The organism is Pseudomonas sp. HLS-6 (assembly GCF_002753995.1).
GTDB classification, from domain to species: domain Bacteria; phylum Pseudomonadota; class Gammaproteobacteria; order Pseudomonadales; family Pseudomonadaceae; genus Aquipseudomonas; species Aquipseudomonas defluvii.
Map to the genome: position 1 here is coordinate 1,069,523 of NZ_CP024478.1, position 26,663 is coordinate 1,096,185.

Here is a 26,663-nt window from a genome sequence, read left to right on the forward strand (position 1 = left end):
CTTTCTATTAACCGTCCAGCCTCGTGAGCCGTGCGGGTACTGCGGTGGAACTGGTTTGGATGAACCAGGCGTTCAATCCACGCTGACACCTGAGAAGTTGTTGCGGCCGAACGGGCTCACCTTGAAGCCCTCGACCTTGGCGCTGAGCGGCTGATTGACGGTCGAGTGAGCGATTGGCGTGATGGGTACCTGTTGCTTCAGGCGCTGTTGGGCTTGCTGGTAGAGCGCGGTACGTTGCACGCGATCGGTGACGGTCTTGGCCTTTTTAACCAGCGCGTCATAGTCCGCATCGCACCACATGGAGTAGTTGTTGCTGCCAATCGCGTCACAGCTGTACAGCGTGCCCAGCCAGTTGTCCGGGTCACCGTTGTCGCCTGTCCAGCCGATCAGCGAGATGTCGTGTTCACCGTCCTTGGTGCGCTTGAGGTATTCCCCCCACTCGTAGCTGACGATCTTGACCTTGAAGCCGACCTTGCCCCAATCGGCTTGCAGCATCTCGGCCATCAACTTGGCGTTGGGGTTGTAAGGGCGTTGCACGGGCATGGCCCACAGGGTGATTTCGGTCCCTTCCTTGACGCCTGCGGCCTTGAGCAGTTCGCGTGCTTTTTGCGGGTTGTACCCGGCGTCTTTGAGGGTTTCGTCATACGACCACTGGGTCGGCGGCATGCTGCCGACGGCCAGTTGCCCGGCCTGCTGGTAAACCGCATTGACGATGGCGGGCTTGTTGACCGCCATGTCCATGGCCTGGCGCACCTGCAACTGATCGAACGGTGCGCGCTGGACGTTGTAGGCGATATAGCCAAGGTTGAATCCAGGCTTTTCGATCACCTGCAGCTTCAGGTCCTGCTTGAGTGCATCGAGGTCGGCCGGGCGCGGATTCAGGGTCACCTGGCATTCGTTCTTGCGCAGTTTCTGGACGCGCACCGATGGGTCGACGTTGATCGAGAAAATCAGGCGCTCGACCTTGACCTGGCTGGGGTCCCAATAGGCTTTGTTGGCCTGGTAGCGAATCTGCGAATCTTTTTGGTAGCGCTGGAAGACAAAGGGGCCGGTGCCAATGGGGTGCTGGTTGATGTCGCTCGGTTTTCCGCTGGCCAGCAACTGGTTGGCGTACTCGGCAGAGAGGATCGAGGCGAAACTCATGGCCATGTTCTGGATGAATGCGGCATCGATGCTGTTGAGGGTAAACCTGACGGTATGCGCGTCGAGTTTCTCCACCTTGGCGATGTTCTTGTCCAGGCTCATGCTCACGAAGTAGGGGAACTCGGTAGGGTAGGCCTGGCGAAACGGATGGGCTTTGTCGAGCATGCGCTGGAAGGTGAACAGCACGTCATCGGCGTTGAACGTGCGGGTAGGGGTGAAGGCCTTGTTGCTGTGGAACGTGATGCCTTCACGTAAGTGGAAGGTGTAGTGCAAACCATCCCTGGATACCTCCCAATGGGTTGCCAGTGCTGGTTTGACGACGGTGCTGCCTCGTTCGAATTCCACCAGTCGGTTGTAGATCGGCTCGGCCGCATCGTTGTCGGTGGCACTGGTGTACTGGGCGGTATCGAAACCTGCGGGGCTGCCTTCCGAGCAGAATACCAGGCTGCCTTTGGCCTGAACCTGAGTGGCCAATGCCAGGGGTGTCTGGGCCAGTAGGCCAAGGCCGAGCAAGGTGGCAAATACGGGTGTGTATCGCATGGCGGTCCCTTTCTTTTCTTCTTGTTGAACAGGTCAGTGGCATGCAGTCGGCCATAAGCTCGCGACTGGCCGGATGCACCTTCGACGTTAGGGGGGCAGGGGGCATTCAGGAAGGTAAGAAAGCGGAGGGTGTAAGTAGGATGTTTCTGATTGATGCGTAGGCTGTGTCTTGATGGGGCGTCGGCAGGATATTGGCCTTCGTTAAAGGCTGGCCCCGGCACGCCGTCTGGCGGTACCGGGGTACCCCCAGTGTCTACTGGCTGATGCCGACCCCGTAGAAGGCATTCAAGGCAAACGGACTGATCTTGAAGCCCTGCACGGTTTTACGCATGGGTTGGTAAACCGTTGAGTGCGCGATAGGGGTAATCGGCACCTGGTCCTTGATAATGTGTTGTGCTTGCTTGTATAGCGCGGTGCGCTTGGCTGTGTCGGAGGTGGCCTTGGCTTGCTTGATCAGCGTGTCGTACTCGGTGTTGCACCATTTGGAGAAGTTGTTGCCGTCCACCGCGTCGCAGCCGTAAAGCGTGCCCAGCCAGTTGTCGGGGTCACCGTTGTCGCCGCTCCAGCCGATCAGCATGGCGCCGTTCTCGCCTGCCTTGGCGCGTTTGATGTATTCGCCCCACTCGTAGGTGACGATCTTGGCCTTGATGCCGATTTTGGCCCAGTCCGATTGCAGCATCTCGGCCATCAGTTTGGCGTTGGGGTTGTAGGGGCGCTGAACCGGCATGGCCCACAGGGTGATTTCGGTGCCCTCCTTGATCCCGGCTTCCTTGAGCAATGCCTTGGCTTTTTCCGGGTCGTAGGGGGTGGCCTTGATGGTGTCGTCATACGACCACTGGGTGGGCGGCATGGCATTGACGGCTTCCTGGCCCGCACCCTGATAGACCGAGTCGATGATCTGCTTCTTGTTCACAGCCATGTCCAGAGCCTGGCGTACCTTGAGCTGAGCCATCGGGTTGGGCTCATTGCTGCCCTTGATCTTGTCCATCACGTTGTAGGCGATGTACCCGAGGTTGAAGCCGGCTTGCTCGGGCATTTGCAGGTTCGGGTCGCTTTTCAGCGAGTGAATGTCCGCCGGGCGCGGGAACAAGGTGACCTGGCATTCGTTTTTCTTCAGTTTCTGCATGCGTACCGAGGCGTCTGTGGTAATGGCGAAGATCAGGTTGTCCAGCTTCACGTCCTCGGGCTTCCAGTAGTCCTTGTTGCCCTTGAAGCGGATCTGCGCGTCTTTCTGGTACTTGCTGAATACGAAGGGGCCGGTGCCGATCGGCTTCTGGTTGATGTCGGCGGGTTTGCCTTCCTTGAGCAGCTTGTCGGCGTATTCGGCCGATTGAATCGAGGCGAAGCTCATCGCCAGGTTCTGAATGAATGCGGCGTCTACGGTCTTTAGCGTGAATTTGACTGTGTGTTCGTCGATTTTTTCGACTTTGCTGATGTTTTTGTCCATCCCCATGTCGGTGAAGTAGGGGAACTCGGTGGGGTAGGCCTTACGGAATGGCATGTCTGGGTCGAGCATGCGGTTGAAGGTAAACAGCACGTCGTCGGCGTTGAACTCACGGCTTGGCTTGAAGTAGCTGGTGGTATGGAACTTCACCCCCTCACGCAGGTGGAAGGTGTAGCTCAGGCCGTCTTCGGCGGTATCCCAGCGGGTTGCAAGGCCCGGAATAACGGACGTGCCGCCATGTTCAAATTGCGTCAGGCGGTTGAAGACTGTTTCGGCTGAGGCATCGAAGTCGGTTCCGGTGGTGTATTGGCCGGGGTCGAAGCCCGCCGGGCTACCTTCTGAGCAAAACACCATGTTGCCTGCTGCGAGGGTGAGGGGGGCGCTGGAGAGTAGGCTTGCACCTAGAAGAAGCGGAATGACTGCATGTTTAAGCATGGTGGCCTCATTGTTGTCATTTTGATCTGAGGACGGCCTCGTGAGCCGGCCTGCCGGATACTTAAGCAGGCCCCATTGCCAATGCAATATTCAGCGTACTGAGTATGGGGAAAATGTGGAACGATCGTACATGGATGTCGCGTTGGTATAACTATCTGGCTTGTTTAACGCTTAATCGTGAATGTTTATGTTTTTTTACGATGATTTCGTGTAGGTGCGGCTGCGCGGCGAGTGAAAATCGCCGCGCAGTGAGCGGATGTCAGGGCATTTGTACTTCGATCGTACCGTCGGCATTCATGCTGACCTGGCTGGTACCGGCTTCGACCTGCGGGCTGGGTGCGGCCTCGGCATCCATACTGGCTTTCATCATCATGACTGGGCCACGGGCATAGGGTTGCGGATAGCCACTGCTGTTGAGGTTCAGGTTGAGTACTTTGTAACCCTTGCCGCCCAGTGCCTCGGTGGCCAGTTGCGCACGGCTCTTGAAGGCGTTGACGGCATCTTTGAGCAGATCATCTTCACTGGCCTTGCGGGTGGCTGGTGCAATGGCAAAGTCCATGCCGGCCATTTTCAGGTCTTGCAGCAGTTCACCGGTCAGTTTCGACAGCGCCGGGAAGTCGGTGCTTTCCAGGCGAAGCTCTGCACGTTCACGCCAGCCGGTAATTCTTTGGCCTTTGGTGTCGTAAATGGGGTAGCTGTTGCGGCTGCCCTGGCTGATTTTGATGTCCTTGACTGAGCGTGCCTGCTCCAGGGCCTTATTCATGGTTCGGGTGATTTCGGCTGCGAGCTTGCCGGGGTCGCTATTCTGCGCTTCGCTGTACAAGGTTACGCTCATCAGGTCGCGAGCCACTTCCTTGCTGACTTCAGCGCGCAGGGATACTTGATTGTAACGAGGTTCTTCAGCCAGCACCGGGAGGCTGGCCATCAGACCAGCGGCCAATAGCATTGCAGCACTGCGACGAGGGAAATACATGTAGGGCTCCTTGAAAAAAGGCGTGGTTGATGGTCATCCATTTTCACGCAGACACTTAAGACCCTTGGCAGTGTAGCGAGGTTCAAAAATGCCAGTATGGGCCTGTAAAAAACTGTGGTGTGTTGCCGCATCGCTGCAGACCAGGCCTCACCTTCGGTATACTCGCGACGATTCACCTGGAGCACTCATCAGGAGAGCTCATGCTCGCCCCCGTACAAATACTCTCTGCTACCCGTCAGAACCTCTGGCGCCTGACGTTCATCCGCATTCTGGTTTTGGCGGCCCAGGCCGGTTCCGTGGCCGTTGCCTACTGGACTGATCTGCTGCCGCTGCCGTGGCTGTCGTTGGTTATCACGCTGGGCTTGTCGACGTTGCTCTGCGCCTTCACGGCCTTGCGCTTGCGCCTTTCCCTGCCCGTCACCGAGCTGGAGTACGCCTTTCAGCTGGCTTGTGATCTGCTTATTCACAGCGCCCTGTTGTATTACTCCGGCGGGTCGACCAATCCGTTTGTCTCGTACTACCTGGTACCGCTGGCCATCGCTGCAGTGACCTTGCCGTGGGTCTACTCACTGATCCTGTCAGGCATCGCACTTATTGCTTACAGCCTGTTGCTGGTGCAGTTCTATCCGCTGGAAACCTTCCCGGTTGCACGGGAAAAAATGCAGATATATGGCATGTGGCTGAGCATTGCGCTGGCTGCAGCGGTGATTACCTTCTTCGCCGCCAAGATGGCCGAGGAGCTGCGCCGTCAGGAGCAGTTGCGCGCCCAGCGTCGCGAGGAAGGCCTGCGTGACGAGCAGTTGCTGGCCGTCGCCACCCAAGCGGCAGGCGCGGCCCACGAGTTGGGAACCCCGCTGGCGACCATGAGTGTGTTGATCAAGGAAATGCGCCAGGACCATTCCGACCCGCTACTGCAGGAAGACCTGCAAGTGCTGCAGGATCAGGTCAAACTGTGCAAGGAAACCTTGCAGCAACTGGTGCGTGCCGCCGAAGCCAACCGGCGCATGGCCGTGGAAGATCAGGACGTCACCTTCTGGCTTGACGAGGCACTGAACCGCTGGCACTTGATGCGCCCAGAGGCGAGTTACCGCTTCCAGCGACTTGGCCAAGGCAGCATACCGCGCCTGGCACCACCACCGGATCTGACCCAGGCGCTGCTGAACCTATTGAACAATGCCGCCGATGCCTGCCCGGATGGGCTTGAAGTTCATCTGGACTGGAACGACCAGGACATCGTGATCAACATCCGCGACCATGGCCCCGGCGTGCCGGTGGCCATCGCCGAGTCGATCGGGAAACCCTTTTTTACCACCAAGGGCAAGGGCTTCGGCCTGGGCCTGTTTCTGAGCAAGGCCAGCGTCACGCGTGCTGGTGGCTCGGTAAAACTCTATAGTCACGAGGAAGGCGGTACGCTGACCGAGCTACGCCTGCCGCGTGATGCGCGAGGAGATCAACAATGAATGATGAAACCCAGGTCGAAGGCGAAGAGCTGCCGCATCTGTTGCTGGTGGACGATGATGCCACCTTTACCCGCGTGATGGCCCGAGCCATGAGCCGTCGCGGTTTTCGTGTGAGCATTGCTGGCTCGGCTGAAGAAGGGTTGGTGCTGGCTCAGCAGGACATCCCCCACTACGCGACACTGGACCTGAAGATGGAAGGCGATTCGGGCCTGGTGCTGCTGCCCAAGCTGCTCGAACTCGATCCGGAAATGCGCGTGGTCATTCTGACCGGCTATTCAAGCATTGCTACCGCGGTTGAGGCGATCAAGCGCGGCGCCTGCAACTACCTGTGCAAACCCGCTGACGCTGACGACGTGCTGGCTGCATTGTTGTCCGAGCACGCAGACCTGGACAGCCTGGTACCGGAAAACCCGATGTCGGTGGACCGCTTGCAGTGGGAGCACATTCAGCGGGTACTCACCGAGCATGAGGGCAATATCTCTGCGACGGCCCGGGCACTGGGCATGCACCGCCGCACGTTGCAGCGCAAGCTGCAAAAGCGCCCGGTCCGACGCTGAGCGGTATCAGATCTCGCTACCGTGTTTTGCCAGGGCCTGACGGATCAGGCCTAGTACTTCCGTCGGGTGCTCCGCTCTTTTTATGGATGTTGCACAGTCCAGGGGAGCGCTAGCGTAGTAATCGACGCAGATGAAATCATCCACAAGGCCATTAACCAGTACACGATGGTCTGCGGCGCCATCCCCGACGATGATTACAGGCCCATTCAGACGGCCTTTGGCCCGCCATTCGCGCACAATTGCAGACTTGCCTTTGCTTGAACTCAGCAAGGGAGAGGGGCGAATGGCCAGTGCGCGCGAGCCAAGCCAGAAAAAACGGTTGGCGATGACGTGCTGCGGGTTGATCCCCCATGATGCTGCCAGCGGCACGATCCACTCCATGTAACCGCCCGAGATGATGTGTATACCGACCTGCTGTTCTTGAAGGTGGCGCAGGGTTGTGCGCAGCGCCTCAGGCAGGCAGTTTGCCTGTTCGCGGATGTAGCGTTGAACATGCTCTCGGCGGATTCTGGGGATGATTTTCATCAGTGTCAGCAATTCTGCCAGGCTGGCCTGGCCTGCCAGAGCCTTTGGGGCGATGTGGGCAAGCCGTTGAATCACTTGCGGCGCGTCCTGGCATCCTTCCAGGCTGAGCTTGATGACTTCGACTGTGCTTTCGCCGGGAAGCAGTGTCTGGTCAAAATCGAAAATCACGTGAGCTTTCATGGCTGAAGCCTGCGCTGTTCAAGGTCGTGGTACTTGTCTTCGCGTGTCCACTGAGTGGCGGCTATCTGCAGGTGCTGAGCGATGGCGTTCTGTACTTGATCGGCGAAGTCCTGATCTGACTGCTCCGCAGCGGGTGACTGGTGGGCGAGAAAGGTCAGTTCAAATTCGAGCCAGGGCATGGCCAAGAGCCGCAGGAATTTCATCGCGCCCGGATCTTCAAGCGGGTTGGGGTTCAGTCCCAGGGGTGTTTTGAGCTTCATTGCCAGTGGTACCACCGGGCGACGGCGCACCATGAACTCCGGGCGAAAACGGAAAAGGCCTTTGCCGTTATTGATGGTCGCTTCGGGGGTGATGTAGAGCGCCGTGCCTTCGGGGGCGCGTTGCCATTGTCGGAAATGCCCGGCGAGTTGCCGTTTATCATCGGTCACTTGCCAGTAGCTTGAGCCTGAGCACTGAAACAGCAGGTGCCCGGTCAGTTTGCCGATGATGCTGTCGGTTTTTACCACCATCACCGTGGCGAAAGGCATTGCCAGTACCGGGTAGTGATCAAACACGCTGATGTGATTGAGCGCGACGACGCAGCCGTCAGTATGCTGCCCTACCTGCTGAGGCGTCATCGCGCACTTGATGCGTATATTCATGGCTTTCAAGAGGCATCGATACAGTGCCCTTTTACCTGCGCGAGGTAAAGCCAACGCGATCAGGCTAGCCAAGAACAGACTGAACAGGCGCAGTACCAGAAGTATGATGCCTACAGGCAGGTACAGGTAACGCAGTACGGCGGATACACCGCTACGGGGTTGCCAGGCGCTCATGTCCGAAAGGTCACTGACCCGAGGGGTAATCCGTTCATTCGATTGCTTAGACATTTGCATGGTGCGCGCCCTGTTTAGGCGCTTCAAGAGCGCGTTCACGTTTCTGTTCAAAGTAGTTGATCAAGGATTCGATACGGGCGGCGTTCTTGGCGCGGACTTCGAGGATTTTTTGTTTGGTGACATCGATTTTTACATGCGGACCAAACGGGGTTTCGATAATGCAATCCGGAAGTACTTCCAGGTTCAGCAGCTTTTTGTTCATGTTGAGTGCTGCAGTGTGCTTCAGGTTTGTCAATGTATAAACTTTCTCAAACCCCAATGTTTCAAAGGCATAGGTGACGGCCATATGAGCGGCGGTGAAGGGATAAGGTGTTCCCCAGTAGGGCTTTAAAAAGCGCATTCCAAAGTTTATTCCCCACTCTTTTTCAGCAAACCCCGCGTAGCCTATGAAGGGCGAGCCAAGGCCAAGGCTTACTGCCCAGCGCGACCAGCCTTGTTTGGCGTGCGCTTCCTGGAAGGTCGCCACTTCGGCGGCGGCATCCTGCTCGGTTCGTGTGGTGCCAGCAGAAATGAATTGCATCGTTTCACTGTCGCTTACCAGTGAGGCGTAACCCTGTATATCCGCTGCATCCCACGTTCTTAAGGTTAATCCATGTAGGCTGATGATTTCTGTGCGCACGGTGAAGTCCTTGTCGATCTAAGAAGTATCAAGTGGAAACTCAGGTGGCTAAGGTGGGTAAGCGTCTTACACAAACTGAGTTGTGATCGTTTCTATAATGAGTGTTGTTGAGGTGCAAGTTCGTGGGGGTGGGCTGCAAGAAAGTTAGTGATTTCTGTAGTTGTCTTGTAACTTGTCTTGGATGTAGGTGGAAGTTTTCTGTCAGACGCTCGTTGATACAGGGCGCGAGGATAGTGTTGCTCAAACGGAGTGACTCAGGGCTGTCGAACCGGCGCTTGTATTTGCGCTATTGAATATCTTTTCAGTGGCTTTTCTGCCTGTGCAGCCCGCACTGTTTGGTCGGATGCGACACTTGATTCAGACCTGTACGCGCTGATCTGAAATTTATTGCGTGTGGCGAAAAATCCCCATCAAGATATCGCCTTTGCTGGCGTATCATTAGCCACCTAACGACAGCCAGCCAACGGGATCGCCTGCATGCTCGCCCTCTTTTTTCAGACGCTGAACATCACTGCGCCTGTGTTTGCGATGTTGTTCATGGGGGTGCTGCTCAAGCGCATTAATGCCATCAACGACGGTTTTATCCATATCGCCTCGTCCCTGGTCTTCAACGTCTGTATGCCAGCGTTGTTGTTCCTGGGTATCTACCACGCGGACCTGAGTACGGCGGTCAAGCCGGGTTTGCTGCTGTACTTTGTGGTTGCAACACTGGGTGGTTTTTCCCTGGCTTGGGCCTATGCCCTGTGGCGTTGCCCGCGTGAAGACCGTGGTGTCTATACCCAGGGTGCATTTCGTGGCAACAACGGGGTTATTGGTCTGGCGTTGGCGGCGAGTATGTACGGTGATTACGGCATCTCGCTCGGTGCGGTTCTGGCGGGCCTGGTGATCCTGCTCTACAACTCGTTGGCGGCGGTGGTGCTGGCGGTCTACAGCTCCAGCACCAAGTCCGACCCGTGGAGCATTCTCAAGAGCATTTTGCGTAACCCGCTGATCATCAGCGTGCTGCTGGCCACTCCAATGGCGTATGGACAGGTGCCATTGCCGAACTGGTTACTGACCTCCAGCGACTATCTGGCGCAGATGACACTGCCGTTGGCGTTGATCTGTATCGGTGGCACGCTGTCGCTGGCATCGTTGCGCAACAGCGGCAGTCTGGCCATCAGTGCCAGCCTGCTGAAAATGGTCTGGTTGCCGCTGATCGGTACTGTCGGCGCGTGGTTGTGGGGTTTCCGAGGTGCCGAGTTGGGCATTCTGTTCCTCTACTTCGGTAGCCCGACGGCAGCTGCCAGCTACGTGATGGCCCGCGCCGTCAACGGCAACCATGAGCTGGCGGCATCGATCATTGTCATCACCACAGTGGCGGCGGCGCTGACGACAAATATCGGCATCTTCCTCTTGCAGTGGGGCGGCTGGATCTAGATCCTGTCACAAAACAATTCAAACGCTGCCTGACCTGTCCGAGGACATTCCATGCAAGACGAGATCACGCCCGAGCGCTTGCATCGTGGGCTGAAGAATCGCCATATCCAGTTGATCGCCCTGGGCGGTGCCATCGGTACTGGCTTGTTTCTCGGCATTGCCCAAACCATCCAGCTGGCTGGCCCTTCGATTTTGCTGGGGTATGCGGTTGCCGGGCTGATTGCATTTTTTATCATGCGACAGTTGGGCGAGATGGTGGTCGAGGAGCCGGTATCGGGTACGTTCAGCCACTTCGCACACCGTTACTGGAGTGAGTTCGCCGGTTTCATGTCGGGCTGGAACTACTGGGTGCTCTATGTGCTGGTGGGCATGGCCGAGCTGACCGCCGTGGGGATCTACATCCAGTACTGGTGGCCAGGCTTTCCGACCTGGGCCTCGGCAGCAGTGTTCTTTGTGTTGATCAACCTGATGAACCTCAGCCAGGTCAAGGTCTATGGCGAGATGGAGTTCTGGTTTGCCTTGATCAAGGTCGTGGCGATTGTCAGCATGATCGCCTTCGGTGGCTGGTTACTGTTCAGCGGCAATGGCGGCCCGGACGCCAGTGTGGCCAACCTTTGGCAATACGGTGGTTTCTTTCCCAACGGCCTGACCGGGTTGTTGATGGCCATGGCGGTGATCATGTTCTCGTTTGGCGGCCTGGAGCTGGTCGGCATTACCGCCGCTGAGGCCGACAATCCGCGCTACAGCATCCCGCGGGCGACCAATCAGGTGATCTACCGCATTCTGCTGTTCTACATCGGGGCGCTGGCGGTGCTGTTGTCGCTCTACCCATGGCAGAAAGTGGTTCAGGGCGGCAGCCCCTTCGTGATGATTTTCCATGCGCTTGATAGCAACGTGGTGGCCACGGTACTCAACCTGGTGGTGCTGACGGCAGCGCTGTCGGTGTACAACAGTTGCGTGTATTGCAACAGTCGCATGCTGTTTGGCCTGGCAACACAAGGCGATGCGCCGAGGCGCCTGCTCACGGTCAACGCACGAGGTGTGCCCCTGGCGGCGCTGGGGGTTTCGGCAGTGGCCACCGGGCTGTGTGTGTTGATCAACTATGTGATGCCGGCCAAGGCCTTCGAGTTGCTAATGGCACTGGTGGTGTCATCGTTGGTGATCAACTGGGGCATTATCAGTATCACCCACTTGAAGTTCCGCCGGGCCAAGCAGGCTGCCGGAGAAACGACGTTCTACAAAAGCTGGGGCTACCCGCTGACCAACTACATCTGCCTGGCCTTCCTGGCCCTGATTCTGGTGGTGATGTACTTGACCCCGGGCATCAACATCTCAGTGATGCTGATTCCGGTCTGGCTGGTGCTATTGCGGCTGGCCTTCTGGCTGAAAAAACGCAACGAGAAGGCTGCCGCTGTTTCCAACTGACGCGCCGAAGGCAGGCGAGTGATCGATCAGCCCTGTTGGTAGCTGTCGATCACTTCCTGGGCGGCACGGAAGGCGTCTATTGCTGCTGGAACGCCTGCATACACCGCGCAATGCAGCAACGCTTCGCGAATCTCTTCTACCGTACAGCCGTTGTTCAAGGCGCCGCGCACGTGGCCCTTGAGTTCTTGCGGGCACTTCAATGCGGTCAGTGCGGCCAGGGTGATCAGGCTGCGGGTTTTCAGCGGCAAGCCTTCTCGGCTCCAGACACTGCCCCAGGCATGTTCGTTGACGAATGCCTGCAGCGGCGCCGTGAAATCGGTAGCGTTACCCAGTGCGCGGTCAACGAAAGCGTCACCCATTACCTGGCGGCGGACCTGTTCGCCGCGTTTCTCGCTGTCACCCATCGTGTTCTCCTTAGTGTTGACGGCGCCAGGCTTGCAGGCTGGTGTAAAGCAGCGTCACCGCGAGCACTGGCAGGACATAGAACAGCATCAATCGCTCAAGCTTCGTCGCCAGCGGCATGCCGGTGGTGAAAGCCACCACGTGCAGACCATAAGCCAGGTACAGGCAGAGAAACACCAGACCTTCGGCGCGGGTGATCCGGTAGCCAGAATAGAACACTGGCAGGGTCAGGACAGCAACGCCGAGCATCACTGGCAAGTCGAAGTCCAGTGCATTGGGGGAAATCGACAAGGGCGTCGGGGCCAGCACGCTGGTCAGGCCCAGCACGGCGAGCAGGTTGAACAGGTTGCTGCCAATGACGTTGCCCACGGCGATCTCCCGTTCGCCACGCAAGGCGGCGATCAGTGAGGTGGCCAACTCGGGCAGTGAGGTGCAGACCGCAACTACTGTCAGGCCAATGATTCGTTCGGAGAGTCCCAGGTCGACTGCCACCTCGACCGAGGCTTCCAGCAGCAAATGCCCGGCCAGGCTGAGAAGTCCCAGGCCGGCAGCCATCAGCAAGAGGCTATTGAACCAGAAGCCTGCGCTGCGCTGTGGCCTTGGCCCTGGGGCCGGATAGGTGCGCGCGTGGTGCCGGGATTGGTGCCAGAGCAGGCTCAGGTAAGCGACCAGTGCGCAGAGCAGCAGGGCGCCTTCCAGGCGGCCAAGCAGTTCATTGAGCGCGAGTAGATAGACCAGCAGGCTGGCGCCGATCATCAAGGGGATGTCCAGCCTTACCAGTTGTCGGGAAACCCGCAGTGGAATAATCAGTGCGGCCAAGCCAAGGGTTACCAGAACGTTGAAGATGTTGCTGCCGATGACACTGCCTACGGCGACGTCTGGCGCGCCGCTGTAGGCCGCTTGAATACTGACCGTCAATTGCGGTGCGCTGCTGCCGAAAGCTACCAGGCTAAGACCAATGATCAGCGGCCTCACCTGCAGGCTTTCGGCCATGCGCAGGGCGGCACGCACCAGCAGCTCGGCACCTGTGATCAACAGCAGCAGGCCGCTGATCAGTTGCAGCAGGCTGAAGGTCGGTAATGAGGCCAGGTCAAAAATGGTCGTGCTCCCTCAAAGGTCAGTCGCTAAGACCTTGTACCCGTACGCGGGCCGTTCCGCTACGGATCATGCCCAATTGTTCGGCGGCAGCACGGGAAAGATCAATCAGCCGGCCGCGAGTGTGCGGGCCACGGTCGTTAATGCGCACCACCACGCTGCGTTGGTTGTTCAGGTTGGTGACGCGTACCTGTGTGCCGAAGGGCAGGCTGCGGTGCGCAGCGGTCAGTGCGCGTTGATTGAACGGTTCGCCACTGGCAGTACGCTTGCCGTGGTGACGGGCGCCGTAATAGGAGGCCGTACCACTTTCATCATAACCGTGAGGGTCGATGTCGTGGCTGGCACAGCCGGCAACCAGGGTGAACAGTGCTAGCGCACTAAGCGGACGCCACATGAATCAGATACTCCGAGGTGTGTGCATGGCTGGCAAGGCTGGCTCTTACAAGGTGCAGGCCTGGTAGGAGCCAGCGTTGCTGGCGATGCAATTACCCTTCGAGCTTGCTCTTGAGCAATTGGTTCACTTGCTGCGGGTTGGCCTTGCCTTTGGACGCTTTCATTGCCTGACCGACGAAGAAACCGAACATCTTGCCGCGCTTGGCTTCATCGGCGGCGCGGTACTGCTCGACCTGCTCGGCGTTGGCTGCCAGCACTTCGTCCAGCACTTTCTCGATCGCGCCGCTGTCGGTGACTTGCTTCAGTCCGCGGGCCTCGATGATGGTGTCGGCATCGCCTTCACCGGCGGCCATCGCCTCGAAGACCATCTTGGCGATCTTGCCGCTGATGGTGTTGTCGATGATGCGCGAGAGCATACCGCCCAGTTGTGCGGCACTGACCGGTGATTGCTCGATTTCCAGGCCCAGCTTGTTCAGCAGGCTGCCCAGTTCGACCATGACCCAGTTGGCGGCCAGTTTGGCATCGCCACATACGCCAACCACCTGTTCGAAGTAGTCTGCCTGTTCGCGGCTGGAAGCCAGCACGTTGGCGTCGTAGCTGGACAGGCCGAACTGGCTCTGGAAGCGCTCGCGTTTCTGCGGTGGTAGCTCCGGCAGGGTGGCGCGGGTGGCTTCGAGGAAGGCCTCTTCGATGACCACAGGCAGCAGGTCCGGGTCGGGGAAGTAACGGTAGTCGTTGGCTTCCTCCTTGCTGCGCATCGAGCGGGTTTCGTCCTTGTTCGGGTCGTACAGGCGGGTTTCCTGGATGACCTTGCCGCCGTCTTCGATCAGGTCGATCTGGCGTTGCACTTCGCTGTTGATCGCACGCTCGATGAAGCGGAACGAGTTGACGTTCTTGATCTCGCAGCGGGTGCCGAACTCGGCCTGGCCTTTCGGACGAATCGAGACGTTGCAGTCGCAACGCAGCGAGCCTTCGGCCATGTTGCCGTCGCAGATGCCCAGGTAGCGCACCAGCGCATGGATCGCCTTGACGTAGGCCACGGCTTCCTTGGCGCTGCGCATTTCCGGCTCGGAGACGATCTCCAGCAGCGGGGTGCCAGCACGGTTCAGGTCGATGCCGGTGGCGCCGCTGAAGTCTTCGTGCAGGCTCTTGCCGGCGTCTTCTTCCAGGTGCGCGCGGGTAATGCCGATACGCTTGACGGTGCCGTCTTCCAGGGCGATGTCCAGGTGGCCCTTGCCGACGATCGGCAACTCCATCTGGCTGATCTGGTAACCCTTGGGCAGGTCAGGGTAGAAGTAGTTCTTGCGGGCGAACACGTTGTGCTTGCCGATCTCGGCGTCGATCGCCAGGCCGAACATGCAGGCCATGCGCACGGCTTCTTCGTTCAGCACCGGCAGCACGCCGGGCATGCCCAGGTCGATCAGGCTGGCCTGGGTGTTCGGCTCGGCGCCAAAGGTGGTGGCGCTACCGGAGAAAATCTTCGACTGGGTGGCGAGCTGGGTATGAATCTCCAGCCCGATAACAACTTCCCATTGCATGTGTGTATTCCTCAGAAGCCTTTAGGTGCGCGGGTGTGCCAGTCAGTCACTTGCTGATAGCGGTGCGCGACGTTGAGCAGGCGGCCTTCCTGGAAATACGGGGCGAGCAATTGCACGCCGACCGGCAGACCTTCGACGAACCCGGCCGGCATCGACAGGCCCGGCAGGCCCGCGAGGTTGGCGGTGATGGTGTAGACGTCTTCCAGGTACGCAGCAACCGGATCGTTGTTCTTCGCGCCAATCTTCCAGGCCGGGTTCGGCGTGGTTGGGCCGAGAATGACGTCGACCTCGTTGAAGGCGGCCATGAAGTCGTTCTTGATCAACCGACGGATTTTCTGCGCCTGCAGGTAATAGGCATCGTAGTAACCCGCCGACAAGGCGTAGGCGCCAACCATGATCCGGCGTTGTACTTCAGCACCGAAGCCTTCGCCGCGCGAGCGCTTGTACAGGTCGGTGAGGTCTTTCGGGTTTTCGCAGCGGTAGCCGAAGCGCACGCCGTCGAAGCGCGACAGGTTGGAAGAGGCTTCTGCCGGCGCGATCACGTAGTAGGCCGGAATGGCGTGCTGCATGTTCGGCAGGCTGATTTCCTTGATGACCGCACCGAGCTTCTCCAGCTCTTTGACGTTGGCCTGGACCAGGTCGGCAATGCGCGGATCGAGACCGGCACCGAAGTACTCCTTCGGCAGGCCGATGCGCAGGCCTTCAAGGGATGCATTCAGGTTGGCGCTGTAATCGGGCACGGGCTCATCGATGCAGGTGGAGTCCTTGGCATCGAAACCGGCCATGCCTTGCAGCAGCAGTGCGCAGTCTTCGGCGGTGCGGGCCATCGGGCCGCCCTGATCGAGGCTTGAGGCATAGGCGATCATGCCCCAGCGCGAAACACGACCATAGGTCGGCTTGAGGCCGGTCAGGTTGGTCAGTGCCGCAGGCTGGCGGATCGAACCACCGGTATCGGTGCCGGTGGCGGCTGGCAACAGGCGTGCGGCGACAGCCGCGGCCGAACCACCGGAAGAACCGCCAGGGACGTGCTCGAGGCTCCACGGGTTCTTGACGGCGCCGTAGTAGCTCGATTCGTTGGCCGAGCCCATGGCGAACTCGTCCATGTTGGTCTTGCCCAGGGTGACAGTGCCAGCTTCGGCCAGCTTGCTGACAACGGTGGCGTCGTAGGGCGCCTTGAAGTTGTCGAGCATCTTCGAGCCGCAGCTGGTCCGCACGCCTTGGGTGCAGAACAGGTCTTTGTGGGCGATCGGCGCGCCGAGCAGGGCACCGGTCTCGCCAGCAGCACGCCGTGCGTCGGCGGCACGGGCCTGGCTGATGGCCAGCTCTTCGGTGATGCTGATGAAACTGTTAAGTTGTGGGTCGAGTTGCTGAATGCGTGCCAACAGTGCACGGGTCAGTTCTTCGGAGGAAAAACGCTTGTCGGCGAGTCCGCGGGCGATCTCGGCCAGGGTCAGTTGATGCATGGCAGGCTCTTTTCCCTTACTCGATGACTTTCGGAACCAGGTACAGGCCGTTTTCGGTCGCCGGGGCGATGGCCTGGTACTGGTCGCGATGGTTGCTTTCGGTGACCACGTCAGCGCGCAGGCGCTGGCTGGCTTCCAGCGGGTGGGCGAGTGGTTCGATGCCGGTGGTGTCGACGGCTTGCATCTGGTCGACCAGCCCCAGAATACTGTTCAGGGCATCAGTGGTGCGTGGCAGATCGCCTTCATTCAGGCCCAGACGGGCCAAATGAGCAATCTTTTCCACGTCGCAGCGTTGAAGCGCCATGGGAATCTCCAGGGAAACAAAAAAACGGATTTCATCCGTGATGAGGAACATGCCGGCAATTTTACGGTCATACGGCCGCGATCATGTGCTGGCTTGCTCGGAAAAACTGCCAATTTAACATATTGGCGCCTTGCCCAAAATCCCCGCCGTTGTTAGAGTTTGCCGCACTTTTTTACCCACGCGTTGCCTAGGGTCACTTTCCCATGTTCAAGAAACTGCGTGGCATGTTTTCCAGCGATCTTTCCATCGACCTGGGCACTGCCAACACCCTTATTTACGTGCGTGAGCGCGGTATCGTCCTGAATGAGCCCTCGGTCGTGGCCATTCGTACTCACGGCAACCAGAAAAGTGTCGTCGCTGTCGGTACCGAAGCCAAACGCATGCTGGGCCGTACGCCCGGTAACATTGCTGCCATTCGTCCGATGAAGGACGGCGTTATCGCCGATTTCAGCGTTTGCGAAAAAATGTTGCAGTACTTCATCAACAAGGTTCACGAAAACAGCTTCCTGCAGCCCAGCCCTCGTGTGCTGATCTGCGTGCCGTGCAAATCGACCCAGGTCGAGCGTCGTGCCATTCGTGAATCGGCGCTGGGCGCCGGTGCCCGTGAAGTGTTCCTGATCGAAGAGCCAATGGCTGCTGCGATCGGTGCAGGCCTGCCGGTTGAAGAGGCGCGCGGTTCGATGGTCGTCGATATCGGTGGTGGTACCACTGAAATTGCACTGATCTCCTTGAACGGCGTGGTTTATGCCGAGTCCGTGCGTGTGGGCGGCGATCGCTTCGACGAAGCCATCGTGACCTACGTGCGCCGTAACTACGGCAGCCTGATCGGTGAGTCCACCGCCGAGCGCATCAAGCAGGAAATCGGTACCGCTTATCCGGGCGGCGAAGTCCGCGAAGTCGATGTACGCGGCCGTAACCTGGCAGAAGGCGTTCCACGTGCTTTCACCTTGAACTCCAACGAGGTGCTCGAAGCGCTGCAGGAGTCCCTGGCGACTATCGTCCAGGCGGTCAAGAGCGCGCTGGAGCAATCACCACCCGAGCTGGCTTCGGATATCGCCGAACGTGGCCTGGTGCTGACCGGTGGTGGCGCGTTGCTGCGCGATCTGGACAAGCTGCTGGCCCAGGAAACCGGCCTGCCGGTCATCGTCGCCGAAGATCCGCTGACCTGTGTCGCCCGTGGCGGTGGTCGTGCGCTGGAGATGATGGACAAGCACACCATGGACCTGCTCTCCAGCGAGTGATCTTGCCGGCAGCCATCCGATGAGTGGTTTACAGGTAGTGCCAAGGGTGCTACCTGTATGCGGTTGTCGGCGCCTTCAGGCGCCGCATCGCCTTACGCCACGCGTCGGCACGTGTGTTGCCGTATGATTGACCTCCTGAATAGTCGCCCACGAGGAACGGCCCATTAAACCGCTTTTCGCCAAAGGCCCTTCACTGGGTGTTCGCTTGCTCGTGCTGGTGGTGCTTTCGGTCGCCCTGATGGTGGTCGACGCGCGCTTTTCGGTGTTGCAGCCGGTGCGCCAGCAAATGTCGCGGGTACTGATCAAGGCCTACTGGGTTACCAACCTGCCGGAGCAGTTCTGGCAGGGCATCTCCAACCAGTTCGGCAGCCGTGCCGAATTGATGGCCGAGAACGAGAAACTCAAGACCGAGGCGCTGCTACTGCAAGGTCGCCTGCAGAAGCTGGCTGCCCTGACGGAACAGAACGTGCGTTTGCGCGAGCTGCTCAATTCCTCGGCATTGGTTAACGAAAAGGTCGAGGTCGCCGAGCTGATCGGTATCGATCCGAACCCGTTCACCCACCGTATCCTGATCAACAAGGGCGAGCGTGATGGCGTCGTTCTGGGGCAGCCTGTGCTCGATGCTCGCGGCCTGATGGGGCAGGTGGTCGAACTGATGCCTTACACGTCCCGTGTGCTGCTGCTCACCGATACCACCCATAGCATTCCCGTGCAGGTCAACCGCAATGGCTTGCGCGCCATTGCCAGCGGCACCGGCAACCCGGAGCGCCTTGAGCTGCGTCATGTTGCCGATACCGCCGACATCAAGGAGGGCGACCTGCTGGTCAGCTCTGGCCTCGGGCAGCGGTTCCCGGCGGGTTATCCGGTGGCCACGGTCAAGGAAGTCATTCACGACTCAGGCCAGCCCTTCGCTATTGTCCGTGCAGTACCAACGGCGGCTCTCAATCGCAGCCGCTACATGCTGTTGGTGTTCAGTGACAGTCGTTCTCCTGAACAGCGCGCCACCGAAGCGGCCCAGGCCCAGGAAGCCGCGGACCGGCAGAAGCTCGCCGTGCCAGGTGATGCCCCGGCCACGGTTGCGCCCGCGCCGGCCACGCCTGCTGCCACGGCACCTGTTGCAGCGCCTGCTGCACCTGCTCCCGCGGCAACTGCCCCGGCCCATGGCGCGGGTGCTGCGCCGGTCAACTCCCGGGAGAGACACTAATGGTTAGTACCCGAAGCAGAAACGGCTGGGTCATTTGGCTGAGCTTCGTGATCGGCATACTGTTGAGCGTTGCCCCCATGCCAGAGGGCTCCGATCACCTGCGCCCCTTGTGGCTGGCGTTGTTGCTGGTGTTCTGGACGCTGACGCTGCCGCACAAGGTCGGAATGACTACGGCCTTTGTGCTCGGCCTGGCATCCGATGTGCTGTGTGGGACCCTGTTGGGGCAGAACGCACTGGTGCTGACCTTGATCAGCTTTCTGATCCTGTCGCTGCAGCAGCGGTTGCGCATGTTCCCCATGTGGCAGCAGAGCCTGGTGGTGCTGGTGATCTTTGGCCTGGCGCAGTTGGTCCAACTGTGGCTAAGCGCCCTGACCGGTAACCGCCAGCCGACCCTCGCCTTGCTCTGGCCTGCCGTTGTCAGTGCCTTGCTCTGGCCCTGGATCAGCTACGCCTTGCAAGGCTTGCGCCGCCGACTCGGCATCCACTGATTCCACTGCCCGCCGTTGACAGGGAGACGTCAAGATGACTCCGCTTTACCTGGCCTCTGGTTCGCCACGCCGTCGTGAACTGTTGACCCAGATTGGTGTGCCATTCACGGTCATCAGTGCCTCTATCGATGAAACCCCCCTGGCCGATGAGTCGGCCTGTGCTTATGTCGAGCGTCTGGCGCGTGGCAAGGCATTGGCCGGGCTGGCAATGCTCGCCGCCACGGAGGCGCGCGCGCCCTTGGCGGTCTTGGGGGCTGATACCGCTGTGGTTCTGGATGGGCAGATTTTAGGTAAACCGCAGGACCGTGCCGAAGCCCTGGCGATGCTCGCTGCGCTTTCCGGGCGCGAGCATGAGGTGTTGACCGCTGTTGCCATTACCGACGGTTCCCGTTGCGAGAGCCTGTCTGTGAGCAGCCGCGTTGCGTTTCGCTCGATCAGCCCGGCCGAAGCGCAGGCTTACTGGGAGAGTGGCGAGCCGCATGACAAGGCCGGCTCTTACGCAATCCAGGGCCTGGGGGCCGTGTTCGTGCAGGGCCTGAGTGGTAGTTATTCAGCCGTTGTCGGCTTGCCGCTTTGTGAAACGGCCGAACTGCTGGCGCGGTTCGGCATTCCTTGCTGGCAACGCCTCCAGGCCTGTTGAGCGAGGATGCACTGAAGCTGCCAGCGCTCGCCAGCCTTCCATGAGCGAGCCATCATTACCTGAACACCTTTGACGAGAGCCAGCCATGAGTGAAGAGATTCTGATCAATATCACGCCGATGGAATCACGCGTGGCGGTGGTGGAAAACGGTGTCCTGCAAGAGGTGCATGTCGAGCGTACCCAGCGCCGCGGGATTGTCGGCAACATCTACAAGGGCAAGGTGGTGCGTGTCCTGCCGGGTATGCAGGCGGCTTTTGTCGATATTGGCCTGGAGCGCGCAGCGTTCATCCATGCGTCGGAAATCTCCCTGCGTGAAGGGCCGGCAGTCGAGACCATCAGTGCCTTGGTGCATGAAGGTCAGAGCCTGGTGGTGCAGGTGACCAAGGACCCCATCGGTTCAAAGGGCGCTCGCCTGACCACACAGCTTTCGATTCCTTCGCGTTATCTGGTGTATATGCCACGCACCAGCCATGTCGGTATTTCCCTGAAAATCGAAGACGAAGCCGAGCGTGAGCGTCTCAAACAGGTGGTCAGTGACTGCGTGGCCCAGGAAAATATCAAGGATGCCGGTGGTTTCATCCTGCGCACGGCTGCCGAAGGCGCGGGCGCCGATGAAATCCTCATGGACATTCGCTACCTGCGCAGGCTCTGGGAGCAGATTGGTAATCAGATCAAGACCGTGGGGGCGCCGACCGTCATTTATGAGGATCTGGGCCTGGCCTTGCGTACCCTGCGCGACCTGGTCAACCCGAAAATCGAGAAGATCCGCATCGACTCTCGGGAAACGTTCCAGAAAACAACGCAGTTCGTCGCCGAGCTGATGCCGGAAATCGCCGACCGGCTGGAGCATTACCCGGGTGAGCGTCCGATTTTCGACCTTTATGGCGTCGAGGACGAAATCCAGCGTGCGCTGGACCGCAAGGTGCCGCTCAAGTCCGGTGGTTATCTGGTGGTCGACCCGGCTGAAGCGATGACCACGATCGATGTGAACACCGGGGCTTTCGTCGGGCATCGCAACCTTGAAGAGACCATCTTCAAGACCAACCTGGAGGCGGCAACCGCGATTGCCAGGCAACTGCGCCTGCGCAACATTGGCGGGATCATCATCATCGACTTCATCGACATGGAAGACGAAGAGCATCAGCGCCAGGTATTGCGTACGCTGGAGAAGCAGCTCGAACGTGATCATGCCAAGACCAACATCATTGGTATCACCGAGTTGGGCCTGGTGCAGATGACCCGCAAGCGCACCCGTGAAAGCCTCGAGCAGGTGCTCTGCGAGCCCTGCATCAGTTGCCATGGTCGCGGCAAGCTGAAAACACCCGAGACAATCTGTTACGAGATTTTCCGGGAAATCCTTCGCGAGGCCCGCGCCTATCAGGCTGAAGGCTATAGAGTGCTGGCCAACCAGAAGGTGGTGGACCGGTTGCTGGACGAGGAGTCTGGCAATGTTGCCGAACTTGAGGCGTTCATCGGGCGAACGATTCGCTTCCAGGTCGAGTCGATGTATTCCCAGGAACAATATGATGTGGTGCTGCTCTGATTCGCTTTTGTTGTTCATTTGAGCTGTGGCTGCTGGCAAAGCCGGTAGTCCGGGCCATAGTTAAAGCTCGACTCGGGGAGACATCGACATGGAACGTCTGACGCGCGTTCTGATCGCATTGACTCGCTGGGGCTTGGGCGGTTGCGCCCTGCTGACAGTGCTTGTCGCACTTTACGTAAGCCTTGGGCGGCAGTTGGTGCCGTTGGTGGCTGAATACCGGAATGACGCTCAGGACAAGGCCGAGCAGGCCTTGGGCATGCCTGTCCATATCGGCGCCCTGGAGGGGCGCTGGAGTGGGTTGGCGCCGGTGTTGCTGGTGCGTGATGTGCAGTTGGGTGATGGCCCCAACGCCTTGCGCCTGGATGCGGTCAGGGTCGTGCCAGACCTTTGGGCCAGCTTGATGGAGCGTCAGCTACGCATTGCCCAGATCGAGTTGGGTGGCCTGCAGGTGAGCCTGCATGAAGATGAGAATGGCCGTTGGGCGCTGAAGGGTTTGCCCGTCACGCAAGCGCAATCACTCGACCCTGAGCAGGTGCTGACCCAACTTCAGGTGGTCTCGAAGGTTTCCCTGTTCGACAGCCAGGTGACCCTTGAGCCGTTCCAGCGTGATCCGACAACCCTTACCTATGTCAGCCTCGGGCTACAGACCGGCAGTGTGCGCCAGCGTCTTGATGCGCGTGCGACCCTGCCCGACGGCCAGCCGCTGGCCTTGAGCCTGCGCAGCCGGATTCGCCCGGCTCAATGGCGTGAGGCGCAACTAGAGGCGTACCTGAGCCTGCCGCAGAGTGACTGGGCCAAGTGGATACCGCCGAAATGGCTGGGGCAGTGGAAGGCCGAGCAGTTGCGTAGTGGCGGCGAGGTCTGGCTCAACTGGTCGAACGGTGCGGTGAGCAGTGCGGTGGTGCGCATGAACGCGCCGCGGTTGCGCGGTGCCTATACCGGGCGCAAAGCCATCGCCCTGGATAACCTGGCCCTCAACGCCTGGTTCCAGCGTAGCGAGCAGGGCTTCGAAGTGGCCGTAGACTCCCTGGCGATGAGCCTGGGCGAAACCCGCTGGGAATCTCGTATCCAGTTGCGCCAGTTGGCGGCCACCGAGAAAACCGAAGAAACCTGGGAGGTGCAGGCCGATCGCCTGGACCTTGCCCCGCTCACGCCGTTGATCGATGCCCTGGCTCCGCTGCCGGACACTCTGATGGCCGTGGTTGATGGTCTCAAGGTGACCGGTGGCTTGCGCAACGTGCGGCTGGATATTCGACCCAAGGCCAGTGGCGATCAGCGCCTGAGCTTTGCAGCCAACCTCGACCGGGTGGGGTTTTCGGCCTACCACGGTGCACCGGCGGCAGGAAACGTCAGTGGCAGCATCAGTGGTGACCTTGGTCAGGGTGAGCTACGCCTTGATACCGATGCATTCATGCTGCATCTCGATCCTATCTTCGCCAAACCCTGGCATTACCAGAAAGCCAATGCACGCTTGACCTGGCGTCTGGATCAGGACGGCTTCACCCTCATTGCGCCTTACCTCAAGGTGCTGGGAGAGGAAGGCAAGATCGCTGGCGATTTCCTGATTCGTCTGCTCTTCGACCCTGCGCTTGAGGACTACATGGACCTGCGTGTCGGTCTGGTCGAGGGTGACGGTCGTTACACTGGCAAGTACCTGCCGGCAGTCTTGAGCCCCGCATTGGATGAGTGGCTGCGCACGGCAATTCTCAAGGGTGCGGTCGATGAGGGCTATTTTCAGTACCAGGGCTCGCTGAACCACGGGGCATCCCCTGAGGCCCGGAGCATCAGCCTGTTTTTCAAGGTGCATGATGCGGCCCTCGATTTTCAGCCGGGCTGGCCGACGGTGCGCAACGTCGACGGCGACGTGTTCATCGACGATGCCGGGGTGCGGGTAAAGGCCCGCAGTGGGGAGTTGCTCAATACCCAGGTCAGCAACGTGATAGTCGATATTCCCCATGTGGACAGTGGCGAGCACAGCCACTTGTACCTTGATGGCGAATTTTCCGGCGGGCTTGGCGATGGTCTGAAGATTCTCCAGGAGGCACCTATTGGCACCGGGCCGACCTTTGCCGGTTGGGAGGGCGAGGGCAGCCTGGTGGGCAAGCTCAAGCTCGATGTTCCACTGGTGAAGGGGCAACAGCCCAAGGTGCTGGTGGACTTCAGTACGGCTGATGCACGCCTCAAGATCCGTGAGCCGGCGCTGGAATTGAGCCAGCTCAAGGGCGATTTTCGATTTGATTATGACAAAGGTCTGAGCGGTCAGGGCATTACGGCCCGGGCGTTCGACAAGCCGTTCACTGCGCAGATTTTCGCGGAAGGCAAGCCCGGTCAGTTGCAGACCCGCCTCGCTGCCAAGGGGCAGATCGGGCTCAAGGCGCTGACCGACTGGCTGCAGTTCAACCAAGCCTTGCCGCTGTCTGGCGAACTGCCCTACGAGCTGCAGGTAGCCTTGGGTAGCCGCAGCAATCAACTGACGATCAACTCCACGCTCAAGGGGCTGGCAATCGACTTGCCTGCACCGTTTGGCAAATCCGCTGGCGAGGTGCGTAACAGCCAGTTTCGGATGAACCTGCAAGGCCCTGAGCGCCGTTACGATGTTGATTACGCAGACCTTGCCAACCTGGTGTACGCATCGCCGGTGGGCAAGCCCGGCCAAGGGCGCGGCGAACTGTTGTTTGGCGAAGGCAATGCCCAGTTGCCCTCTGCCCAGGGCGTGCGGTTGAGTGGCAAGCTGGCCGAGCTTGACGTGGCGCTTTGGCAGAAACAGCTGGAACGTTATGCCGGAAACGATCCAGGCGGCAGTGCCCGGCAAGCCCTCCAGAGTGCCAATGTGAGCATTGGGCAGGTCAAGGCATTCGGTCTTGACCTCAACCAGGCGGTGGTTCGTGTCAACCGTAGCAATGACAGTTGGGGCGTGCGCCTGGACAGCAAGGAGGTCATAGGTAATGCGCGCCTGCCGGATAACCAGGCACAACCGATCACCCTTAATTTGCAGACCATTCATCTGCCGTCGGCTGATCCCGCTGAGGTTACGGCCCCGGATGCCCCGGACCCCTTGGCTACTGTCGATCCGCGCAAAATTCCTGCAGTCGACCTGACCATCGGCAAGTTGTTCCTGGGTGACGATCTGTTGGGCAGTTGGTCGCTGAAGCTGCGGCCCACGGCCAAGGGCGTAGCGCTGAAGGATCTGGACCTCAATCTCAAAGGCTTGATGATTGATGGCAACGCTGGCTGGGAGGGTGTGCCGGGGGCGAGCAGTAGTTGGTACAAGGGCCGTCTGGAAGGCAAGGACGTGGCAGATGTGCTCAAGGCCTGGAAGTTCGCACCGACCGTGACCAGTCGGGATTTTCGTCTGGACGCCGACGGCCGCTGGCCAGGCTCGCCCGCCTGGGTTGGCCTCAAGCGGTTTTCCGGCAGCCTTGATGCCTCGCTACGCAAAGGCCAGTTTGTCGAGGTGGAAGGTGGTGCTCAGGCGCTGCGGGTGTTTGGTCTGCTGAACTTCAACTCGATTGGCCGTCGCTTGCGCCTGGACTTCTCCGACCTGCTTGGCAAAGGCCTGAGTTATGACCGGGTCAAAGGCTTGTTGGTCGCCAGTGAGGGCGTCTACGTGACGCGTGAACCGATCACCGTGACGGGGCCCTCAAGTAATCTGGAGCTGGATGGCACACTGGACATGGTTCGAGACCAGATCGATGCCAACCTGCTGGTGACCTTGCCGGTGACCAACAACCTGCCATTGGCGGCGTTGATTGTCGGTGCGCCGGCCATTGGCGGTGCCCTGTTCTTGGTTGACCGCCTGCTGGGGGATCGGGTGGCACGTTATGCCAGCGTGCACTATCGCGTCGAAGGCCCGTGGAAAGAGCCTAAGATTAGCTTTATCAAACCTTTCGAGAAGAACCGTTGATGAAAGCAGCCGTGATTCAGATGGTCAGCCAGAGCGATATTGCTGGCAACCTGGCCCAGGCCCACGCATTGCTTGAGCGTGCAGCCCATGGCGGTGCGCGGCTGGCAGTCTTGCCAGAAAACTTTGCGGCCATGGGGCGTCGTGACAGTGCCGCAATCGGCCGAGCCGAAGCGCTTGGCGAGGGGCCAATCCTGCCGTGGTTGAAACAGACGGCACGTGACCTCAGGTTATGGATTGTGGCCGGAACCGTGCCTTTGCCGCCGGTCGGGCAGCCCGACGCGAAAGCCCATGCCTGTTCGTTGCTGATCGACGATCAGGGGCAGCAGGTGGCGCGCTACGACAAGCTGCACCTGTTCGATGTCGATGTGGCCGACAACCGTGGCCGTTATCGTGAGTCCGATGATTATGCCCATGGAAGTCGGGTGGTCGTGGCTGATACGCCGGTTGGCCGTCTGGGGCTCAGTGTTTGCTATGACCTGCGCTTTCCGGAGCTCTATAGCGCCTTGCGCGAAGCGGGGGCTGAATTGATCAGTGCGCCGGCGGCGTTTACCGCGGTAACCGGTGCCGCACACTGGGAAGTGCTGATACGTGCCCGGGCTATTGAAACGCAGTGTTATGTGTTGGCTGCGGCTCAGGGCGGCACTCATCCCGGTCCACGGGAAACCTTTGGTCATGCGGCGATCGTCGATCCATGGGGGCGCATCGTCGCCGAACAGGACACCGGCGAAGCCGTGCTGCTGGCCGAACGCGACAGCAGCGAACAGGCGTCCATCCGGGCGCGGATGCCGGTGGCCTTGCACCGGCGCTTTTTTTCGCAGGACGCCTTGCGGCCTGCGCACACCTCGGAGTGACT

23 protein-coding genes are annotated in these 26,663 nt (G+C 59.5%); 11 read left to right on the top strand and 12 right to left on the bottom strand.

All coding sequences use genetic code 11. The features are described from left to right. Positions 1 to 72: 72 nt before the first annotated feature. The 3 genes from CS390_RS04790 to CS390_RS04800 all read right to left on the bottom strand — a co-directional run bounded on the left by CS390_RS04790 (position 73) and on the right by CS390_RS04800 (position 4,535). Positions 73 to 1,683: an ABC transporter substrate-binding protein gene (locus tag CS390_RS04790; RefSeq protein WP_099773625.1), complete on the bottom strand. Its 1,611-nt coding sequence runs from the start codon at positions 1,681 to 1,683 to the stop codon at positions 73 to 75. 253 nt (positions 1,684 to 1,936) lie between these two features. Then, positions 1,937 to 3,562, bottom strand: a complete 1,626-nt coding sequence (locus CS390_RS04795; protein WP_099773626.1) for an ABC transporter substrate-binding protein — start codon at positions 3,560 to 3,562, stop codon at positions 1,937 to 1,939. Between the two features lie 259 nt (positions 3,563 to 3,821). Further along, on the bottom strand, positions 3,822 to 4,535 hold the full coding sequence (locus tag CS390_RS04800; RefSeq protein ID WP_099773627.1) for an SIMPL domain-containing protein: 714 nt from the start codon (positions 4,533 to 4,535) through the stop codon (positions 3,822 to 3,824). A gap of 200 nt (positions 4,536 to 4,735) precedes the next feature. On the opposite strand from CS390_RS04800, the gene CS390_RS04805 reads away from it, so the two are divergent. Both CS390_RS04805 and CS390_RS04810 read left to right on the top strand, forming a co-directional pair. Beyond that, positions 4,736 to 5,995, top strand: coding sequence for an ATP-binding protein (locus tag CS390_RS04805; protein ID WP_065759379.1), 1,260 nt, complete (start codon positions 4,736 to 4,738; stop codon positions 5,993 to 5,995). Next, a complete protein-coding gene (locus CS390_RS04810; RefSeq protein WP_099773628.1) occupies positions 5,992 to 6,552 on the top strand; it encodes a response regulator transcription factor in 561 nt (186 codons plus the stop codon). Before CS390_RS04805 ends, CS390_RS04810 begins: the two co-directional genes overlap by 4 nt. 6 nt (positions 6,553 to 6,558) lie before the next feature. On the opposite strand, the gene CS390_RS04815 is transcribed toward CS390_RS04810, so the two are convergent. The 3 genes from CS390_RS04815 to CS390_RS04825 form a co-directional block, all read right to left on the bottom strand. After that, positions 6,559 to 7,257 (bottom strand): HAD family phosphatase, encoded by a 699-nt coding sequence (locus tag CS390_RS04815; protein ID WP_065759381.1) that lies wholly within the window; start codon positions 7,255 to 7,257, stop codon positions 6,559 to 6,561. Further along, a complete protein-coding gene (locus CS390_RS04820; RefSeq protein WP_218195293.1) occupies positions 7,254 to 7,970 on the bottom strand; it encodes a hypothetical protein in 717 nt (238 codons plus the stop codon). The genes CS390_RS04815 and CS390_RS04820 overlap by 4 nt, the downstream gene beginning before the upstream one ends. Before the next feature lie 148 nt (positions 7,971 to 8,118). After that, a complete protein-coding gene (locus CS390_RS04825) occupies positions 8,119 to 8,751 on the bottom strand; it encodes a GNAT family N-acetyltransferase (RefSeq protein WP_157767117.1) in 633 nt (210 codons plus the stop codon). Positions 8,752 to 9,228: 477 nt separating this feature from the next. Between CS390_RS04825 and CS390_RS04830 the strand changes: the two genes are divergently transcribed. Continuing rightward, the gene (locus CS390_RS04830; protein ID WP_099773630.1) at positions 9,229 to 10,170 is read left to right on the top strand and encodes an AEC family transporter; all 942 of its coding nucleotides are present in this window, start codon (positions 9,229 to 9,231) and stop codon (positions 10,168 to 10,170) included. 51 nt (positions 10,171 to 10,221) lie between these two features. Further along, positions 10,222 to 11,595, top strand: coding sequence for an amino acid permease (locus CS390_RS04835; protein ID WP_065759385.1), 1,374 nt, complete (start codon positions 10,222 to 10,224; stop codon positions 11,593 to 11,595). Positions 11,596 to 11,621: 26 nt separating this feature from the next. On the opposite strand, the gene CS390_RS04840 is transcribed toward CS390_RS04835, so the two are convergent. The 6 genes from CS390_RS04840 to gatC form a co-directional block, all read right to left on the bottom strand. Continuing rightward, positions 11,622 to 11,999, bottom strand: coding sequence for a carboxymuconolactone decarboxylase family protein (locus CS390_RS04840; protein WP_065759386.1), 378 nt, complete (start codon positions 11,997 to 11,999; stop codon positions 11,622 to 11,624). A 10-nt stretch (positions 12,000 to 12,009) separates the two neighbouring features. Beyond that, positions 12,010 to 13,053 (bottom strand): calcium/sodium antiporter, encoded by a 1,044-nt coding sequence (locus tag CS390_RS04845; protein WP_099773631.1) that lies wholly within the window; start codon positions 13,051 to 13,053, stop codon positions 12,010 to 12,012. Positions 13,054 to 13,114: 61 nt separating this feature from the next. Further along, positions 13,115 to 13,486 (bottom strand): septal ring lytic transglycosylase RlpA family protein, encoded by a 372-nt coding sequence (locus tag CS390_RS04850; RefSeq protein ID WP_065759388.1) that lies wholly within the window; start codon positions 13,484 to 13,486, stop codon positions 13,115 to 13,117. 91 nt (positions 13,487 to 13,577) lie between these two features. Further along, on the bottom strand, positions 13,578 to 15,023 hold the full coding sequence (gatB, locus tag CS390_RS04855; protein ID WP_065759389.1) for an Asp-tRNA(Asn)/Glu-tRNA(Gln) amidotransferase subunit GatB: 1,446 nt from the start codon (positions 15,021 to 15,023) through the stop codon (positions 13,578 to 13,580). An 11-nt stretch (positions 15,024 to 15,034) separates the two neighbouring features. After that, entirely contained in the window at positions 15,035 to 16,486 is a 1,452-nt protein-coding gene (gatA, locus tag CS390_RS04860; protein ID WP_099773632.1) for an Asp-tRNA(Asn)/Glu-tRNA(Gln) amidotransferase subunit GatA, read from the bottom strand. 16 nt (positions 16,487 to 16,502) lie between these two features. Further along, entirely contained in the window at positions 16,503 to 16,790 is a 288-nt protein-coding gene (gene gatC, locus CS390_RS04865) for an Asp-tRNA(Asn)/Glu-tRNA(Gln) amidotransferase subunit GatC (protein WP_099776545.1), read from the bottom strand. 203 nt (positions 16,791 to 16,993) lie between these two features. Here gatC and mreB point away from each other — a divergent pair, with 203 nt between their 5' ends. From mreB to CS390_RS04900, 7 genes are all read left to right on the top strand, one after another. Next, positions 16,994 to 18,031: a rod shape-determining protein MreB gene (gene mreB / locus CS390_RS04870; RefSeq protein WP_008371426.1), complete on the top strand. Its 1,038-nt coding sequence runs from the start codon at positions 16,994 to 16,996 to the stop codon at positions 18,029 to 18,031. Between the two features lie 163 nt (positions 18,032 to 18,194). Further along, entirely contained in the window at positions 18,195 to 19,235 is a 1,041-nt protein-coding gene (gene mreC / locus CS390_RS04875) for a rod shape-determining protein MreC (protein WP_371918256.1), read from the top strand. Further along, positions 19,235 to 19,723, top strand: a complete 489-nt coding sequence (gene mreD / locus CS390_RS04880; RefSeq protein ID WP_099773634.1) for a rod shape-determining protein MreD — start codon at positions 19,235 to 19,237, stop codon at positions 19,721 to 19,723. The genes mreC and mreD overlap by 1 nt, the downstream gene beginning before the upstream one ends. 34 nt (positions 19,724 to 19,757) lie before the next feature. After that, entirely contained in the window at positions 19,758 to 20,363 is a 606-nt protein-coding gene (locus CS390_RS04885; RefSeq protein ID WP_099773635.1) for a nucleoside triphosphate pyrophosphatase, read from the top strand. Between the two features lie 85 nt (positions 20,364 to 20,448). Beyond that, positions 20,449 to 21,906 carry a ribonuclease G gene (rng, locus tag CS390_RS04890; RefSeq protein ID WP_065759393.1) on the top strand — a complete coding sequence of 486 codons (1,458 nt, stop codon included), beginning with the start codon at positions 20,449 to 20,451 and terminating at the stop codon, positions 21,904 to 21,906. 88 nt (positions 21,907 to 21,994) lie between these two features. After that, complete coding sequence (locus CS390_RS04895) at positions 21,995 to 25,810, top strand: YhdP family protein (protein WP_099773636.1); 3,816 nt, start codon at positions 21,995 to 21,997, stop codon at positions 25,808 to 25,810. After that, positions 25,810 to 26,661 (top strand): carbon-nitrogen hydrolase family protein, encoded by an 852-nt coding sequence (locus tag CS390_RS04900; RefSeq protein ID WP_065759395.1) that lies wholly within the window; start codon positions 25,810 to 25,812, stop codon positions 26,659 to 26,661. The genes CS390_RS04895 and CS390_RS04900 overlap by 1 nt, the downstream gene beginning before the upstream one ends. The last annotated feature ends 2 nt before the right edge of the window (positions 26,662 to 26,663 follow it).